This is a genomic window from Catenulispora sp. EB89, from assembly GCF_041261445.1.
Classification (GTDB): domain Bacteria; phylum Actinomycetota; class Actinomycetes; order Streptomycetales; family Catenulisporaceae; genus Catenulispora.
On record NZ_JBGCCU010000001.1, the window covers coordinates 209214 to 226537 of the forward strand.

Sequence of the window (17324 nt, forward strand, 5' to 3'; positions counted from 1 at the left end):
TCTAGTTAACCGTAACAATCCTCTCGTGATTGATTTCCACATCGATCGAGCCGGCAGCGTCCCGGCCTACGCCCAACTCGTGCAGCAGGTCCGCGAGGCCCTGCGCCTGGGGGTCCTGCACCCCGGCGACAAACTGCCCACGGTCCGGGAGGTCGTCACCTCCTGCGCGGTCAACGCCGCGACCGTCCTGAAGGCCTACCGCGAACTGGAGCTCTCCGGCCTGGTCGAGGCCCGGCAGGGCGCCGGCACCTACGTCTCGGGCACGCTCGGCGGCGCCGCCGATCCCGCGGTGATGGACGCGCTGCGCGGCCGGCTCGCCGGCTGGGTCGGCGACGCCCGGACCGCCGGCCTGGAGGACGACGACCTGCGGGCCCTGATGACCTCGGTGCTCGCGGAGCCGCCGGGGGAGCTGACGGCTGAGCAGCGCGCGGACGCCGCAGCCCGGTCCACAGCCCGCTCCGATGGCCCGTCCGTTCCCGCCCCCGACGCCCGATCCGAGAGCGGAGCGCGGCCGTGAGCGGGGTCGCCCTGGAGACCACCGGCCTCGGGAAGCGCTACCGCGACCTGTGGGCCCTGAAGGACTTCAGCGTCTCCCTGCCCGCCAACAAGGTCATCGCCCTGGTCGGCGCGAACGGCGCCGGCAAGTCGACGCTGATGTCGATCGCCGCCGGGATCCTGCCGGCCAGCGAGGGCGAGATCCACGTCGACGGCCGCGTGGTGCTGCTGTCCCAGGAGAAGCCGCTCTACCGCTCGTTCAGCGTCTCCGACATGCTCGCCTTCGGCCGGCACCTGAACCGGGTGTGGGACCAGCAGCGGGCGCTGAACTGGCTGGGCCGCTTCGACATCCCGCTGGACCGGCCGTGCGGCAAGCTCTCCGGCGGCCAGCAGACGCAGGTCGCGATGTCTGTGGCGCTCGGCGCGCGGCCCGCGGTCCTGCTGCTCGACGAGCCGCTGGCGAACCTGGACCCGGTCGCGCGCCGCGACGTCACCGGCGAACTGCTCGCCGAGGTGGCCGACAGCGACATGACCGTCGTGCTGTCCACCCACGTGGTGGCCGAGCTGGCCGGCGTCGGCGACCACCTGCTGCTGCTCAGCCAGGGCCGCAGCAAACTCGACGGCGACATCGAGGACCTGCTGGCCCAGCACGCCCGGCTGGTCGGCCCGCGCGCCGCCGCCCCGCCGCTCGAGGGCGAGGTGGTGCAGGAGCAGCACACCGAGCGGCAGTCGACGTTCGTGGTCCGCACGGTGCTCGGGGCGGACACCCCGGTGGCGGAGCCCTGGAAGGCCCAGCCGCTGACGTTGGAGGACCTGGTTCTGGCCTACCTGAAGCCGAATCGCAGCCTCGGGGAGGAGCTGTGAAGGGCCTGATCTGGCTGACCTGGCGCCAGCACCGGTGGCCGATCGTCGTCAGCGCGGTGATCACCGCGGCGATGACCGCGGCCATGGCACTGACCGCTTCCCGTCTCGGGTCGATGGTCGCCAAGTGCGCGACGGCACAACCGCCCTGCACCAATACCGACCCGGAACCTTCGCACGCCAGCTACCTGATGAACTCCCTGGTCTTCCTGCCGGTGCTGATCGCCGTGTTCTGGGGCGTGCCGCTGCTGGCCCGCGAGTTCGAGCAGCGCACGCTGCCGCTGGCCTGGTCGCAGGACGTGAGTCGGCAGAAGTGGCTGTGGGGCAAGACCGCCGTGATGATCGTGCTGGTCGGGGCGATGGGCACGATCCTGGCCGCCGAGTCGGAGCATCTGGCGCACCAGTACCACGCCTACACCGGCGACAGCCTCTTCGACGGCACGCAGTTCCAAGCCGGCGGCTGGATGCCGCTGACCCTGGCGCTGGCGTGGCTGGCGGTCGGCATCGCGGCGGGCGCCGCGACCCGGCGGGTGCTGGCGGCGATCGCGGTGGTCGGCGGACTGTGGATCGTGCGGATGGTGGTGATGGTCAAACTGCGGGGACAGTTCATGACCCCGCTGCACGTGATCAAGCCGTTCAAGGTTTCCGACCGGGGGGCCGACACCGTCCACGCCGTCGTCACGAACGACATGAGCCTGAACGGTGGGAGCCAGTCGTTCATCGACGTCCACGGCGCCACGTACTCTCCGCAGGTCGTGATGGACGGCTGGTGCGGGCGCGCCGACAACATCGGCACCTGCCTCCAGCAGCACGGCATCGTCGGCACCCTGAACAAGTACCAGCCCGCCAGCCGAATGGGCACGTTCCACCTCATCGAGAACGGTATGAACCTCGGGCTGTTCGTGATCGCGCTGGCCGTCGCCTGGTGGTGCGTGAAGAAGACCCGCACGACCGTCGTCTAGCAGCCGGCTAGAAACCCACCGCGCGAAGAGTCCCGGCGAGCGCCGCAAGCGCCGCCGGGTACGCGCGCTCCGATGCCGCCGCATAGCCGATCAGCAAGCCTTGTTCTGCGTTGTCGGCGTTCTGATACAGCTCGGCGAGGCCACGAACGGCCAACCCGCGCGTCTCGCCTTCGGCACGGATCTCGCTCTCCCCCGGCCCGTCGGCCGGCAGCGCCACCACGACGTGGAGACCGGCGGGAACCCCTTTCACCGTCAGGCGTGGGAACTCGTCGAGCAGTTCCACAAGACGCTCACGGCGTCGGCTGTAACGGAGCCGCGCGGCGCGCACGTGCCGGTCGTAAGCATGCGAAGCGAGGAAGTCGGCGAGCACGGCCTGGCCGACACCCTCGCTGAAGGACTCGGTCTCCAGCTTCGCCCGCACGAACGCCTCGACCAACCGCGACGGCAGCGCCAGCCAGCCCAGGCACAGCCCCGGCCCCAGCGTCTTCGAGGCCGAGCCGCAGTAGACGACCTCACAGGTCGCGACGGGCTGCATCGCGCCGACCGGTCTCCGGTCGTAGCGGAACTCGCCGTCGTAGTCGTCCTCGACAACGAGTGCTCCGTTGGTCCGGGCCCACTCGACGACCGCTCGCCGGCGCGGTGGATCGAGCGGCACGCCGGTCGGGTACTGGTGCGCCGGGGTGAGGAAGACCGCGGCCTCGTCGGTGAGGCCGTCGACCATCGCTCCGCCCTCGTCCACAGGCAGCGGTCGCACCTCGAGGCCCGCGCCGGCGACGTACTTCCGGAAGTCCGCGTGCCCCGGTTCCTCCCACGCCACCGTCGTCGCCCCCTGCGATCGCAGCACGCGTGCGATCAGGTGCACGCTCTGGTGGTAGCCGCGGGTGATGACGACGCGGTCGGCCGAGGTCTGGACGCCGCGCGTCCGGCCGAGGTAGTCGGCCAGCGCGGCCCGCAGCTCGTACCGGCCTTGCGGGTCACCGGCGCCGAACAGCTCCGGACGCGCCGCCGAGAGCACCCGCCGGGTCGCGGCGGTCCAACCGCGCAGCGGGAATGCCGCGAGGTCCGGGCTGCCCGGACGCAGATCGTGCTCCGGCCGCACGGCCGCGAACCGGTGCGGCGAGGCGGCCGGCGGCTTCGGGTCGCGGACGTCGGCGACCGCGGTGCCGGATCCGGGCCGCGAGGTGAGGAAGCCCTCGTCGACGAGCTGGCCGTAGGCCGAGGTGACGGTGCCGCGCGAGATGCCGAGCTGGTCGGCCAGGCCACGGCTGGAGGGCAGCGGGACGCCGGGACGCAGACTGCCGTCGCGGATCGCCTCCCGCAGCGCGGCCTCCAGCGCGGCGCGGCGCTTCGCGGGCCCCGCGGCGGTGACGTCGAGGTGGAGGTCTATTCGCGAACCGGTCCAAGCTTTCGCCATGGAAGTGGAGCTTAACCGTGGACCGGTCGGCTGCTTACGCTCGACCCATGCCAGTCGTCATCGCGCATGTCAGCGACATCCACATCGATTCCGAGCCGCGCGCCGCCGAGCGCACCCGCCGGGTCTTCGACCACCTCGACGCCCTGCCCGCCGACCTCGACCTGGTCGTGCTCACCGGGGACATCGCCGACCACGGCAGGACGGCCGAGTACGCGGCGGTCCGCGAAGCCACGGCCACGCGGCATCCGCTGCTGGTCTGCCCCGGGAACCACGACGACCGCGAGGCGTTCCGGCGCACGCTGCTCGGCGTCCCGGCCTCGACCGGGCCGATCGACCAGGTACACCGGACCGAGCGGTTCGTCGTCGCGCTCTGCGACTCCTCGATCCCGAGGCAGGACGACGGTTTCCTCGCCGACTCGACGTTGGAGTGGCTGGCCGGCGAGTTGGACGCGACCCCGGACGACGTCCCGGTCCTGATCGGCTTCCACCATCCGCCGGTGGAGCTGCACGCACCGTACGTGGACCGGATCCGGCAGTTCGGCGAGGAGCGGCTGGCCGAGGTGGTCGCCGGCCGGCCGAACGTCGTCGCCTTCCTGGCCGGACACGCACACACCGCCGCCGCCACGCGCTTCGCCGGGCTGCCGCTGCTGGTCGCGCCGGGGGTGGTGTCCACGGTGCCGCTGCCGTGGGAGGGCGAGCGGTCGGTACACCTGGACCATCCGCCGTCGTTGGCGTTCCACGTCATCGACGACCAGCACCGGATCACCACGCACTATCGCTGCGTCGTGTAATTCGGTTGCCGCCGCCGTCCGGCGGTGCTGCACTGGTCCGGTCCAAGTCTCCGGCCCGGAAGGAACCGCCCATGCGTCGTTCGGCTGCCATGCCCACTCCGATGGTCATGTCTGTCAACGCGAAGGACGCGGTTTCCGGTGCGGTATCTGAACTTGGGCATTCTGGCGCACGTCGACGCCGGTAAGACCTCCCTGACCGAGCGGCTGCTGCACGCCGCCGGGGTCATCGACGAGATCGGCAGCGTGGACCGCGGCACGACGCGGACCGACAGCCTGGAGCTGGAGCGGCGGCGCGGCATCACGATCAAGACCGCGGTCACGGCGTTCCCGTTGGGCGCGACGTCGGTGAACCTGGTCGACACGCCCGGGCACCCGGACTTCATCGCCGAGGTGGAGCGCACGCTGGGGGTGCTCGACGGCGTGGTGCTGGTGGTGTCCGCGGTCGAGGGTGTGCAGGCGCAGACCAGGGTGCTGATGCGGGCGGTCCGGCGGCTCGGGCTGCCGACGGTGTTGTTCGTGAACAAGGCCGATCGCGGCGGTGCGGATCCGGCGCGTGTGTTGGCTGATGTCTCGACGAAGCTGACGCCGGCCGCGTTTCCACTGGGGAAGATCGTGGACGCCGGGACGCGCGATGCGCGGTTCGTCTCCGACGTTCCGGAGCTGCGGCGGCTCGGACTCTGGTCGCAGCTGGTCGCGGACAGCCGTCGCGGTGCGGTGCACCCGGTGTACTTCGGCTCGGCGATCACCGGCGCCGGGATTCCGGAGCTGATGGCCGGTATCGAGCAGCTGTTGCCTCGCTCCGCCGGGGACGACGGCTCGGCCAAGGCTGCCGCCGGCCGGGTCTTCAAGGTCGAGCGCGGGCTCGCCGGTGAGCGGATCGCTTATGTGCGCATGTTCGCCGGGGCGCTGAAGACGCGCGATCGGCTGCCGAGCGGTCGCGTCACGGGGATTTCCGTGCTGTCGGCGGCGGACGGCGCGCCGGTGCCGGCCGATGCTGTCAGCGCCGGGCAGATCGGCGTCGTCCGGGGGCTGACGCGGGTGCGGATCGGCGATCGGCTCGGCGTGCGCGGCGTTGTGGCGGAGGAGGCTGCGATGTACTTCGCGCCGCCGACGCTGGAAACCGTGGTTGAGCCTCGGGATCAGGCGGACCGCGGCCCGATGTTCGCCGCGCTGACACAGCTGTCCGAGCAGGATCCGCTGATCGGGCTGCGCTACGACAAGGTCCGCGCGGAGACGTCGGTGTCGCTTTACGGCGAAGTGCAGAAAGAGGTCATCCAGACCACGCTCGCCGAGGAGTACGGCGTCGCGGTCGACTTCCGCGAGACGACGCCGATCTGTGTCGAGCGGGTGCTCGGCGTCGGCGAGGGGCTGGACGTCATCAAGCTCGGCGACAACCCGTTCCTGGCCACGGTCGGCCTGCGGATCGCCCCGGCGCCGGTGGGTGCGGGGCTGTCGTTCGGGCTGGAGATCGAGCTCGGGTCGCTGATCCCGGCGTTCCTCACCGCGATCGAGGAGACGGTGCACGCCGCCCTCGGCTCGGGGCTGCACGGCTGGCCGGTCCCGGACGCGGTGGTGACGCTGACGCGCAGCGGCTACTGGGCTCGGCAGAGCCATTCGCACGGCACCTTCGACAAGAGCATGTCGAGCACCGCGGGCGACTTCCGGGCGCTGACACCGCTGGTGCTCATGGAGGCGCTGGCGAAGGCCGGGACCGAGGTCTGCGAACCGATGCACCGGTTCCGGCTCGAGGCGCCGAGCGCTCTGCTGGGAACACTCCTGCCGACGCTCGCGGCCTTCCGCGCGGTGCCGGGATCCACGACGGTGGCCGGGGAGACGGCGGTGTTGGAGGGGACGGTCCCCGCCGCGCGCGTGCACGCGCTGGGCCAGCGGATCCCCGGGCTGACGGGAGGCGAGGGGGTGCTGGAATCGGCGTTCGACCACTTCGCGCCGGTGAGCGGGAGCGAGGTGCCCGAGCGGGCGCGGTGGGACGCGAATCCGTTGGACCGCAAGGAGTATCTGATGCGGGTGCAGCGCGGGGTGTGACTACCGGCCGGCCGTCCACCGCGGGTCCCGGCCGAGGTAGCGCAGCAGCTCCGCCTCGGCGTCGTCGCCCGGCTGCGGCGCGATTTCCGCCGCGTAGACCCCGTACTGCCGCAGCGGTTCGACGATCTGGCGCGCGACCTCCAGCAGTTCCGCCGACAGCTCCGGCGTCAGGGGCGAGGGGTTGCCGGCCGCCATCGCTATGTCCCACGCGTGCACTGCTGCGTCCAGGGCGCAGGCCCCGGCGCCGACGCGGGCGCTCAGCTTGTTCGGCGGGACCGGGACCGCGACTTCCTCGGTGTCCGGGTCGACGGCGGCCCAGGCGGCGGCGGAGCGGGTCAGCGCCTGCTCCAGGTGTGCCTTCGGGTCCTGAGGCGGGGTCGGGGAGGGGGCGAAGGGGTCCTCGTCCGGGCCGGGGCCGGCGCCGAGGAAGGCCGCGTAGCCGATCTGGTCGCCGGCCGCGTGCCGCAGGACCTGGGTCACGGACCACTGCGAGCAGGGGGTCGGGCGGTCGAGGTCGCCGGCGGCGAGCGCCCCGACCACGGTGCGCAGGGCGTCGTGCGAGGCGTCGAGGGCGGCGTATCCGGTGCCGGTCATGGCGGATCCCTTCGGTGCGGACCTCGGCTCTGTGCCGTTGTCGTACCTCCAGAGTATCAGAACGGAATGATTCGTTCCACTACTTGCGGCACCCAGACCGGAGCCTCCGGGTAGCGTTCAGCCCGTGGACTTCGACCTCGACGCCTACCTCGCCCGCATCGGGTACACCGGCGAACGCACCCCGACCGCGGCGACGCTCAAGGCCTTGCAGCGCGCGCACATCTACACGATCCCCTTCGAGAACCTGGACCCGGCCCGCGGCGTCGTCCCCTCCTTGGAGGCGGCCGACCTGATGGCGAAGCTCGTCCACGGCACCACGCGCGGCGGCTACTGCTACGAGCACAACATCCTTTACGCCGCCGCACTGCGTGCACTCAGCTTCAAGGTGACGCTCCTGGCCGGCCGGGTCCTGGTCGGCGCGAAGCCCGGAGACCTGCGGCCGCGTACCCACATGCTGCTGCTCGCCGAGGCCCCGGACGACTCGAACCGCTACCTGACCGACGTCGGTTTCGGCAGCGAGGGCGCACTGCTGGACCCCATGCCGCTGGCCACGACAGAGGTCCGCGACGACCCGCGCCGCCACCGGCTCGACACCACTCCCGCAGACGGACCGCTCGAACAGTGGGTCCTGCGCGCCTTCCAGGACGGCGAGTGGCGGGATCAGTACTCGTTCACGGTCGAGCCGTTCTACGCGCCCGACTTCGGAGTCATCAACTACTACATCGCCAGCAGCCCGCGCTCGCCGTTCAGCACCCGCGTCTACGTCTGCCGGACGTTCCCGGACCGCCAGCTGAAGATCGATGCCCACACCTTCACCGTGACCCACGACGACGGCACATCGGTGAAGCGCGAACTCACCGACGACGCCGAGCTCCGGCAGGTCCTGGCCGAGGAGTTCGGCATCATCGCCCCGGAATCCGAGGCCTGAGAAACCGCCGCTAGAACCCGCCGAACGGCCACCATTCGGCGGCCAGCAAAAGCAGCACGAACACCGTCAATCGCCTGCGTACGCCACGCATAACCCCTCCGAGGGGTCTAGGTTCGATCGTTCTCGTACCTCCCCAAGGTACGATGCAATTCGAACCCTGTCGAGAGTCGAAGAGCTGACCGAAGAACCAGCCGAAGAACTAAGGGGGCGCGGATGACCGCGGTGACAGGACTGGCGCATCCGGACATCGACGACGTCGACCTGAGCACCGTGCTGCTCGCGCTCGCCGACCCGCACCGCCGGCAGGTGGTGCTGGAGCTGGCGCGCGACCCGAAGACCGAGCGCCAGTGCGCGACGTTCGTGCTGCCGATCGCCAAGTCCACGAAGACCCACCACTGGCGCGTGCTGCGCGAATCCGGGCTCGTGTACCAGCGCGCGGTCGGCAACGGCCTCTACATCCGCCTGCGCGAGGACGATCTCAAGCGGCGCTTCCCCGGACTGCTCGACACCATCGCCGCGCTGGAAGCGTAGAAAGCCTTACAGCCCCAGGGAATCCGCCAGGTCGATCGCCTCGTCGGCCCAGCGCGCGCAGATCGCCAGCCCCGCAGCGCGCGCCTCGTAGCGGACGTCGGGATCGACCGCCTCGCCGCTGCCGTAGGCCCGGTGCCGGTCGTCCAGCGCGGCTTGCAGGCACCAGGGCATCATCCAGTCGTACTTGACCGCCGACGCCCGGATACCGAGCACCGCCAACCGCGGATCGCCCGACCACCCCGCGGCTCGCAGCCCTTCGAGGTAAGCCTCGGTCACCAGCCCGGGCAGGTCCTCGGCGAACCCCGGCCGCAGCGGCCAGTCGAAGAAGCTGTCCGGCACCAGGTTCCCGGCGTCCTCGCCGACCGCGCCGTCGCCGGTGAAGGCCCAGTCGAGCAGGACCACGGCGCCGTCCGGGCGCCGGATCACGTTGTTCGGCCACACATCCAGGTGGCAGACCGTACGCGGCAGGCGCGTCATCAGGTCCAGCAGCCGTCCCTGGTTGCGGTGCAGGCGGACCAGGGCATCGCGCAGATCCGGCGGGAAGTGCTTGGTGATCAACGGGAGCGACCAGGCGCTGTCGTCGTCCAGCACTGCGAAGTCGGCGGGCCGAGTGGTGCTGTAGTCGGCCAGGAATCCGCGGCTGAACCACGGCTCCGACGGCTGCGGCTCGGCGCCCTGGGCCTCGCCCAACGCGTACGCGACGGCGGCGATGTCCTCCGCTGTCAGATCGCCGCCATGGGTCCCGGCGACGTCCTCAAGCAGCAGCTCGACATCGCCGTCCGGCAGCTCGCGGGCCTCGACGAGCTTCGGCGCGCCGAGGCCGAGGCGCTCCGGCAGGCCGCTGGTGTAGACGTCCGCTTCGCGGCGCCAGTAGTTCCAGAACCGGGGGTCGGCCGATGAGGCCCACTGGCGCGGCGCGTCGGTGCGGCGATGGGTCAGGACCTTGTGGACCAGACCGTCCTCGCCGCGCCACACGCCGCGCGTGACTCCGTTATTGCGGTTGTGGGGCAACTGCAACGGTTCGTCGTCCGACATGGCAGCAGCCTACTGAGACGCGGCGGCCTGAGCCTTCTCGTCGGCGGCGAGCTTGGCGGCCAGCCTGATCTCCAGGCTGTCCAGAATGAGATCGAGCCCGTAGACGAAGTTCCCCAGGCGTGTTTCCGTTGGGTCGTTCTTGAGCTCCTCCAGGTAGATCTCCGCCAACCCGGCATCGTTGGCGGCCGACGCCATCTGCGGGCCCACGACCCGGTACCACTCGTGCTCGCTCATGCCCCGCCGGCGCAGCGCCGACAGCCACCCGGCCTCGGCGGACGTGATGCCGATGACGTAGGAGGACACGGTGCTCATAGCCCGGGCCGACTCGTGCATGTCGAAGCCCGCCGTGGTCAGGATGGCCAGGCTCCGCTGGGTCACCGAGACAACGTTCGGGCCCAGGTAGTTCAGCCCGACCTGGCCCAGCACGTTCATCAGCCACATGTGCCGCAGGCCGACCTGGCGCAGGCTGTGCGCATTGACGTGCAGAGCCAGGCGCCAGCTCGCGGGATCGGTGATCTCCGGGACGTCCAGCTCGCCGTAGACCTCGTCGGTCACCAGCTCGATCAGCTCGTCCTTGCTCGCGACGTGCCGGTAGAGCGAGGTCGCACCGGCGCCGAGGCGCTGGCCCAGGGTGCGCATGCTCAGCGCCTCGATGCCCTCCTCGTCGAGCAGCGAGATCGCCTCGGCGACGATGCGCTCGCGGGTGAGCTGCTCTTTCTGCCGGCGCTGCGGCCGGGTCCAGACCGAGTTCAGCGCCGGGGCCGGGGCGGCGGAGTCGTCGGGGTCGGGGTCGGGGTCGGTGTTCACAGATGGTCCTCGTCTCAAGACGGCAGGTCTTCACTTCACGCCGCCAACGATAGCCCAGAACTGCGCACGCCGTTCGCTGTTGCGCACAGCGTGCGCAGAGGCGTACGGTGTGCGCACCGGGAGAACCGGTCTCGGCACAGGAGGAGGGGACGGAAATGTCAGAGGTCACGGAGTCGAAACAGGCAGGGACAGGCGCCGAGGGCGGACCGGTCGGCGGCCGGCGGCGGTGGCTCATCCTGATCGTGCTGTGCCTGGCCACGCTGGTGCTCGTCGTGGACAACATGGTCCTGACGGTCGCGGTGCCGGCGCTGACCGAGTCGCTGCACGCCAGCGCGCAGAACATCCAGTGGGTGCTCGACTCCTACATCCTGGTGTTCGCCGGCCTGCTGCTGACCACCGGAAGCCTGTCCGACCGGTTCGGCCGGCGCCGGGTCCTGATCATCGGACTCGCGGTGTTCGGCATCGCCTCGGCGGTGGCGACGCTGGCGAACAACCCGGGCGAGCTGATCGCCGCCCGCGTCGCGATGGGCATCGGCGGCGCGCTGCTGATGCCGAGCACACTGTCGATCCTGATCACCGTGTTCACCGACGAGGCCGAGCGGCGCAAGGCGATGGCCGCGTGGACGGTGGTGGCGATGGTCGGCCTGGTCGGCGGCCCGGTGCTGGGCGGCGTGATGATCAGCCACTTCTGGTGGGGGTCGGTCTTCCTGCTGAACATCCCGATCGCGGCGCTGGCCATCATCTCCGCCGTGGTGCTGATGCCGGAGAGCAAGGGCCCGTGGCGCAAACCCGACCCGCTGGGCACCGTGCTCTCGATCGTCGGCCTGACCTCGGCGGTCTGGGTGATCATCGAGCTCCCGAAGGGCTTCACGCGGCCCAGCACCCTGATCGCGCTGGTGGTCGCGGTGGTCGCGCTGGTCTCCTTCGGGATCTGGGAGACCCGCATCGCCGAGCCGATGGTGCCGCTGCAGCTGTTCAAGCAGCGCAACTTCTCCGGCGGCTCGTTCTCGCTGACCCTGGTGCAGATCGGCAACGGCGGCCTGCTGCTGGTGATGACGCAGTACCTGCAGTTCGTGCTCGGCTTCTCGGCACTGAAGGCCTCGCTGTGCTTCATCCCGCTGGCCATCGCCGCCTTGATCTTCAACACCCTGGGCGCCGGTCTGGGCATGAAGTTCGGCAACCGGCCGCTGATGGTCGTCGGGCTGCTGATCTGCGCGGTCGCCTTCGGCGTCCTGGCCGACCTGGGCGTCGACGACGGCCTGAGCAAGCTGTTCGTGGGCTTGTTCCTGCTGGGCGCCGGCTCCGGCCTGGCGATGCCGGCGGCGATCACCGCGATCATGGGGGCGGTCCCGCCGGAGCACGCCGGCGTCAGCTCCGCGCTGAACGACACCGTGCAGCAGACCGGCGCGGCCCTGGGTGTGGCGATCATGGGCACCGTGGTGGCCAGCCGATTCACCGCCGGGATGCCGGCCAAGTACGTGGGCACCGCGAGGCACTCGCTGGGTGAGGCCTACGGCATCGCCAAGACGACGGGCGACAACGCCCTGCTGGACTCGGCCCGCCACGCCTTCACCCACGCGGCGTCGGTCGCGTACATCGCCGGCGCGGTCGGCGTGGTCGCCGCGGCGATCGTGTCCTTCGTGGTCCTGCGGGACGTCAAGCCGCCGACGGCGCCGGCCGCGGGCGAAGACGAAGGCGCGGTCCCGGTGGTGGGCGACGACATCGCAACAGGTGCGACTGTGGCTCTGTGAGCCATATCACAACGCAGAGTAAGAGCCCATTGTTCCCTGCATGACGGAATCCCCCACCAGCACAAACCCCACCACCGAAAGCGCCGGCGACTCCGTCTGGAGAGTCGTCGGCGCTTCCATGGTCGGCACCACCCTCGAGTGGTACGACTTCTTCCTCTACGGCACCGCGGCGGCCGTGGTCTTCCCGAAGGTCTTCTTCGTCAAGAGCGACCCGCTCACCGCGACGCTGCTGTCGTTCCTCACCTACGCCCTGGGCTTCGCGGCGCGACCGATCGGCGGCGTGGTCTTCGGACACGTCGGCGACCGCGTCGGGCGCAAGAAGACACTGATGGTCAGCCTGGTCATCATGGGGATCGCCACCACAGGGATGGCTTTCGTCCCGGGCTACAACTCCATAGGCGTCTGGGCGCCGGTCCTGCTCACCTCGCTGCGCATGATCCAGGGCTTCGCGCTCGGCGGCGAGTGGGGCGGCTCGGTGCTGATCGTGGCCGAGCGCGACAAATCCCGGCGCGGGTTCTGGGCTTCCTGGCCGCAGGCCGGCGCGCCGCTGGGACTGGTGCTCGGGACCGGCGTGCTCATCCTGCTGTCCCAGAACATGAGCGAGAAGTCGTTCCTGGACTGGGGCTGGCGGCTGTCGTTCGGGCTGTCGGCGATCCTGCTGTTGGTCGGCGTCTGGGTCCGCAAGTCGCTCAACGAGACCGAGGCGTTCCGGGCCGCGCAGGCGAAGAAGACGAGCGCGCCGCCGAAGCTGCCGGTCCTGGAGGTCTTCCGCACCTCCTGGCGCGAGGTCCTGATCGCCTTCGGGACCCGCATGGCCGAAAACATCTCCTTCTACCTGGTCGCCACCTTCTCGGTCACCTGGATCACCGAGCACCTGAAGCTCTCGAAGTCCTTCGGGCTGGACGCGGTGATGATCGGCGCGGCGATCGAGACCGTCCTGATCCCGGTGTTCGGCATGCTCTCCGACCGGATCGGGCGGCGGCCGGTCTACCTGGCCGGCGCGATCGGGATCGGGGTGTGGACGCCGATCTTCTTCGCGCTCGTCGATCAGAAGTCGTATCCGCTGGCGGTGCTCGCGGTCACCGTCGCCCTGGCCTTCCACGGCCTGATGTACGGCCCGCAGGCGGCCTTCTTCGCGGAGATGTTCCCGACCGGGGTCCGCTACTCCGGCGCCTCGATCGGCTACCAGGTGGCCTCGATCGCGGCCGGCGCGCCGGCGCCGCTGATCGCCGTGGCGATCCTGCAGCACAACGGCGGGAAGACCTCGGCGTGGCTGACGCTCTACATGGGGCTGGCCTCCGTGGTGACCATCGTCGCGCTCTACTTCGCACGGGAGACGCGGTCGGTGTCGATGAACGGCGAGGCGGACGGTGCTACCGACGGTGCGGCGGGCGCGAACGGAACAAAGCATTCCGTTCAGGTGCTATCCTGACCCCATGCCCGCCCCGAGCACCCCGAGCACACCGCCTGCGCCGACCACGCCGACCGCCCCCCGCACCGGACCGCTGTCCGGCCGCAAGGCCCAGGCGAACCGCAACGACGAGGCCATCCTGCGAGCCGCGCGCGAGGTGTTCGTCGCCGATCCGTCCGCGCCGATCTCCGCGGTCGCCAAGGCGGCCGGGGTCGGGATCAGCGCCCTGTACCGGCGCTACGAGAGCAAGGAAGTGCTGCTGCAGACGCTGTGCGCGGACGGCCTGGCGACGTACATCGAGTGCGCGGAGGCGGCGCTGGCCTCGGAGGCCGGGCCGTGGGAGACGTTCACGGACTTCGTGCGCGCGGTGATCGACGCCGACGTGCACGCGCTGACGGTGAACCTGGCGGGGACCTTCACGCCGACCGCGGAGATGTCCGGCCAGGCCACGCGCGCCGTGGGCCTGGCCGCCGCGATCCTGGAGCAGGCGCACGAGGCCGGGGTGGTCCGCGCCGACTTCGCCCTCAACGACATCGCGATGCTGCTGGAGCAGCTGACCGCGGTCACCGGGCCGGGGCCGGAGCGGACCCGGGAGCTGCGACACCGCTATCTGGCGCTGCACTTCGACGCGCTGCGGCCGCAGACCGCGAAGGCCGGGACCGGGCTGCCCGGGCCGCCGCCGAGCGACGAGGAACTGGGCGCCCGATGGGTCCCGAAGGGGGCCCAGGACAGGGTCCCGACGGTGGCTTGAAAAGAGTGATCCGGCGGCTCCCGGCAAATTTCTGCTACATCTTGTAACAGATTCCGGACAACCCGGGTCGGCGGGCCGCGCTTCTGGGATGATCGGCCGCTATGACGACCGAACTGACCCGGCGGAGCGCGGCCGGCTCGGCCCGCCGGCGCCTGGCATCGACCACCACGCTGAGCAAGGTCCCCGAAGTCACGCTGATCTTCTGGATCACGAAGATCCTCACCACCGGGATGGGCGAGACCACCTCGGACTTCCTGAACCAGAGGTGGGACCCGAAGATCATGGTCTCGCTGTCCGGCCTGGTGCTGGCCGGCGTGATCTGGGTGCAGTTCAAGGCCTCGCGGTACTCGGCGTGGCTCTACTGGGCCGCCGTCGTCATGGTGAGCGTCTTCGGCACGATGTGCGCCGACGTGCTGCACGTCGGCTTCGGCATCCCCTACACGGTGTCCACGGCCTTCTTCGCCGTCGCGCTCGCTGCGATCTTCGTACTTTGGTACCGGGTCGAGGGCACGCTGTCGATCCACAGCATCACCACCCCGCGCCGCGAGCTCTTCTACTGGCTGACCGTGGTGACCACGTTCGCGCTCGGCACCGCCGTCGGCGACCTGACCGCCACGACGCTGAAGCTCGGGTACTTCTCCTCCGGCGTGATGTTCGCCGTGCTGTTCGCGGTGCCCGCGGTGGCGTACAAGTTCGGGCTGAACGGGATCTTCGCGTTCTGGTTCGCGTACGTCGTGACCCGGCCGTTCGGTGCGTCCTTCGCGGACTGGATGGGCGTCTCGGTCAAGCGCGGCGGCCTGGCGTGGGGGACCGGGCCGGTGAGCCTGGTGCTGCTCGGGATCATCGTGGTGCTGGTGGCCGTCCTGGCCGTGACCAAGATGGACATCGCGCAAGGGGATGTTGTGGATGGGGACGTCGCGCAGAGCGACTGACCCCCTACCCCGGTACTACGCGGAGCCTGGCTCCCTGGTGTGACGTGCGGCGGCGGCGGTGGAGCTACCGTCGTCGGCATGACTTCTGTGCCGGGGGCACCACAGAACACCCGCGGGGCCGTCTACGGGCTCGGATTCACCCGCACCGAGCTGCTGACCGTGGCGGCGACGGTCGCCGGACTGGTCCTGTTCGGGTACGCCGACCTGCACGAGCGCTTCGACGAGGCGCACGCGGTGTGGCGGGCCGGGGCCGAGGACGCCTACGTCTGGCTCTTCGCCATCCTGCGCGCGGTGCCCATCCTGTGGTGCCGCCGGTATCCGGTCTTCGGCTTCGCCGCGACGCTCGCCGGGTCCGCGTTCGCCGGCGCGGCCCTGGCCGCGGTGGTCGGGGCGCCGCTGCCGTGGTCGGTCTGGCCGTGGTCGCCGTCGAGCCAGCTGTGCGTGCTGGCGGCGCTGGTGATCGCCGGATGGGAGGTCGGCCGGCGGCGCAGTATCGAGATGGCCACGGCGTACTTCCTGCTGACGCTCTTCCTGGAGACGGTGCGCCCCGGCTACGGCTTCAGCCTCAGCATCGGCTCGGTCCTCGCCGGATCGGCCCTGGCGGTCGGATGCGTGGAGCTGCTGCGCGATCGGCGCGTCACGCGGCAGGCGCTGGCGGTGCAGGAGGAGCGGACCGAGGCCGAGCGGACGCGCCGGACGCTGCTGGAGGAGCGGGCCCGCATAGGGCGTGAGCTGCATGATGTGGTCGCGCACCACATGTCGCTGATCGCCGTGCAGGCGGAGACCGCGCCGTTCCGGATCACCGGGCAGAGCCCTGAGGCGGAGGCGGAGTTCCAGTCGATCAGCGCGGTCTCGCGGGAGGCGCTGAACGACATGCGCAAGCTTTTGGGGCTGCTGCGCGCCGACTCCGGGCAGGCCGAGACCGCGCCGCAGCCGCGGTTGACGGACGTGCCGGGGCTGGTCAAGGAGGCGGGGGCCGGGTTGGAGGTGGTCGGCGACCTGGACGAGGCGCCGCCGTTGATCGGGCTGACCGGGTACCGGGTGGTGCAGGAGTCGTTGTCGAACGCGCGGCGGCATGCCCGGGGTGCCGAGGTCTCGGTGCGGATCGCGCGGACCGAGGACGAGGTGCGGATCGAAGTTCGGAACGGGCCGACGGTCGGGGAGGATCTGCAACGGGCGGCCGACCGGGACGACGATCCGACCGAGGGTCAGGGCATCGCCGGGATGCGTGAGCGCGTGGTCCTGGTCCAGGGCGAGCTCGAGACCGGCCCGACGGCCAACGGCGGCTTCGCCGTCACCGCGACCCTCCCGTTGGGGAGCAGAGCGTGAGCATACGAGTCCTGATCGCCGACGACCAGGCGATGGTCCGGGCGGGGTTCGGCGCGCTACTGGCCGCCCAGCCCGACATCGAGGTGGTCGGCGACGCCGCCGACGGGGCCCAGGCGCTCGCGCAGGTGGCCGAGCACGAGCCGGACGTGGTGCTGATGGACGTGCGGATGCCGGTGATGGACGGGCTGGAGGCGGTGCGGTACCTCCTCGCCGACGCCCCGGAGCGTCCCCGGGTCCTGATGCTGACCACGTTCGACCTCGACGACTACGTCTACGCGGCCCTGCGCGCCGGGGCCAGCGGCTTCCTACTCAAGGACGCCCCGGCCGCGGAGCTGGTGCACGCGGTGCGGGTGGTCGCCGCGGGGGACGCCCTGCTCGCGCCGTCGGTGACGCGCCGGCTGATCGCGGACTTCGCGGCCCGCCGGCCGGTGGACCAGGCGGGGCCGACGACCATCACGGCGCTGACGCCGCGGGAGCTGGACGTGCTGCGGCTGATCGCACGAGGGCTGTCGAACCAGGAGATCGCCGGGGAGCTGGTGCTGGCCGAGCAGACGGTGAAGACGCATGTCTCGCGGATCCTGGCCAAGACCGGGCTGCGGGACCGGGCCCAGGCGGTGGTGCTGGCGTACGAGTCGGGGCTGGTGACGGCGAACAGCCGGTGAGGCTGAGAGACCGATGAGTCCGAGAGA

Annotated in this window: 17 protein-coding genes; 13 read left to right on the forward strand and 4 right to left on the reverse strand. The window is 70.7% G+C overall.

Annotated elements, in window-relative coordinates; all coding sequences use genetic code 11:
• Window positions 1–25: 25 nt before the first annotated feature.
• From ABH920_RS00975 to ABH920_RS00985, 3 genes are read left to right on the forward strand one after another with little or no spacing between them, the layout of a single operon-like run.
• Window positions 26–517: a GntR family transcriptional regulator gene (locus tag ABH920_RS00975; protein WP_370345707.1), complete on the forward strand. Its 492-nt coding sequence runs from the start codon at window positions 26–28 to the stop codon at window positions 515–517.
• Complete coding sequence (locus ABH920_RS00980; protein WP_370345709.1) at window positions 514–1359, forward strand: ABC transporter ATP-binding protein; 846 nt, start codon at window positions 514–516, stop codon at window positions 1357–1359. Before ABH920_RS00975 ends, ABH920_RS00980 begins: the two co-directional genes overlap by 4 nt.
• Window positions 1356–2318, forward strand: a complete 963-nt coding sequence (locus tag ABH920_RS00985) for an ABC transporter permease (protein ID WP_370345711.1) — start codon at window positions 1356–1358, stop codon at window positions 2316–2318. Before ABH920_RS00980 ends, ABH920_RS00985 begins: the two co-directional genes overlap by 4 nt.
• Window positions 2319–2325: 7 nt before the next feature.
• On the opposite strand, the gene ABH920_RS00990 is transcribed toward ABH920_RS00985, so the two are convergent.
• Window positions 2326–3732 (reverse strand): PLP-dependent aminotransferase family protein, encoded by a 1407-nt coding sequence (locus tag ABH920_RS00990; RefSeq protein WP_370345713.1) that lies wholly within the window; start codon window positions 3730–3732, stop codon window positions 2326–2328.
• Between the two features lie 47 nt (window positions 3733–3779).
• On the opposite strand from ABH920_RS00990, the gene ABH920_RS00995 reads away from it, so the two are divergent.
• The gene (locus tag ABH920_RS00995; RefSeq protein WP_370345715.1) at window positions 3780–4523 is read left to right on the forward strand and encodes a metallophosphoesterase; all 744 of its coding nucleotides are present in this window, start codon (window positions 3780–3782) and stop codon (window positions 4521–4523) included.
• A gap of 138 nt (window positions 4524–4661) precedes the next feature.
• Window positions 4662–6566, forward strand: coding sequence for a GTP-binding protein (locus tag ABH920_RS01000; protein WP_370345717.1), 1905 nt, complete (start codon window positions 4662–4664; stop codon window positions 6564–6566).
• Here ABH920_RS01000 and ABH920_RS01005 read toward each other — a convergent pair whose 3' ends face one another.
• The gene (locus tag ABH920_RS01005) at window positions 6567–7160 is read right to left on the reverse strand and encodes a TIGR03086 family metal-binding protein (protein ID WP_370345719.1); all 594 of its coding nucleotides are present in this window, start codon (window positions 7158–7160) and stop codon (window positions 6567–6569) included. It abuts the gene before it with no gap.
• Window positions 7161–7284: 124 nt separating this feature from the next.
• Between ABH920_RS01005 and ABH920_RS01010 the strand changes: the two genes are divergently transcribed.
• Together ABH920_RS01010 and ABH920_RS01015 are read left to right on the forward strand one after the other, a co-directional pair.
• Window positions 7285–8088 carry an arylamine N-acetyltransferase gene (locus tag ABH920_RS01010; protein WP_370345721.1) on the forward strand — a complete coding sequence of 268 codons (804 nt, stop codon included), beginning with the start codon at window positions 7285–7287 and terminating at the stop codon, window positions 8086–8088.
• A gap of 213 nt (window positions 8089–8301) precedes the next feature.
• The gene (locus ABH920_RS01015) at window positions 8302–8619 is read left to right on the forward strand and encodes an ArsR/SmtB family transcription factor (RefSeq protein ID WP_370345723.1); all 318 of its coding nucleotides are present in this window, start codon (window positions 8302–8304) and stop codon (window positions 8617–8619) included.
• A gap of 6 nt (window positions 8620–8625) precedes the next feature.
• On the opposite strand, the gene ABH920_RS01020 is transcribed toward ABH920_RS01015, so the two are convergent.
• Window positions 8626–9654 (reverse strand): phosphotransferase family protein, encoded by a 1029-nt coding sequence (locus ABH920_RS01020; RefSeq protein WP_370345726.1) that lies wholly within the window; start codon window positions 9652–9654, stop codon window positions 8626–8628.
• A gap of 9 nt (window positions 9655–9663) precedes the next feature.
• Window positions 9664–10461 (reverse strand): TetR/AcrR family transcriptional regulator, encoded by a 798-nt coding sequence (locus ABH920_RS01025; RefSeq protein WP_370345728.1) that lies wholly within the window; start codon window positions 10459–10461, stop codon window positions 9664–9666.
• A 155-nt stretch (window positions 10462–10616) separates the two neighbouring features.
• On the opposite strand from ABH920_RS01025, the gene ABH920_RS01030 reads away from it, so the two are divergent.
• From ABH920_RS01030 to ABH920_RS01055, 6 genes are all read left to right on the forward strand, one after another.
• Window positions 10617–12212 (forward strand): MFS transporter, encoded by a 1596-nt coding sequence (locus ABH920_RS01030; protein ID WP_370345730.1) that lies wholly within the window; start codon window positions 10617–10619, stop codon window positions 12210–12212.
• Window positions 12213–12252: 40 nt separating this feature from the next.
• On the forward strand, window positions 12253–13644 hold the full coding sequence (locus tag ABH920_RS01035) for an MFS transporter (RefSeq protein WP_370345732.1): 1392 nt from the start codon (window positions 12253–12255) through the stop codon (window positions 13642–13644).
• 4 nt (window positions 13645–13648) lie between these two features.
• On the forward strand, window positions 13649–14374 hold the full coding sequence (locus ABH920_RS01040; RefSeq protein WP_370345734.1) for a TetR/AcrR family transcriptional regulator: 726 nt from the start codon (window positions 13649–13651) through the stop codon (window positions 14372–14374).
• Between the two features lie 101 nt (window positions 14375–14475).
• Window positions 14476–15306: a hypothetical protein gene (locus ABH920_RS01045; RefSeq protein ID WP_370345736.1), complete on the forward strand. Its 831-nt coding sequence runs from the start codon at window positions 14476–14478 to the stop codon at window positions 15304–15306.
• Window positions 15307–15384: 78 nt separating this feature from the next.
• The gene (locus ABH920_RS01050; protein WP_370345738.1) at window positions 15385–16635 is read left to right on the forward strand and encodes a sensor histidine kinase; all 1251 of its coding nucleotides are present in this window, start codon (window positions 15385–15387) and stop codon (window positions 16633–16635) included.
• Complete coding sequence (locus ABH920_RS01055) at window positions 16632–17297, forward strand: response regulator (protein WP_370345740.1); 666 nt, start codon at window positions 16632–16634, stop codon at window positions 17295–17297. The genes ABH920_RS01050 and ABH920_RS01055 overlap by 4 nt, the downstream gene beginning before the upstream one ends.
• The last annotated feature ends 27 nt before the right edge of the window (window positions 17298–17324 follow it).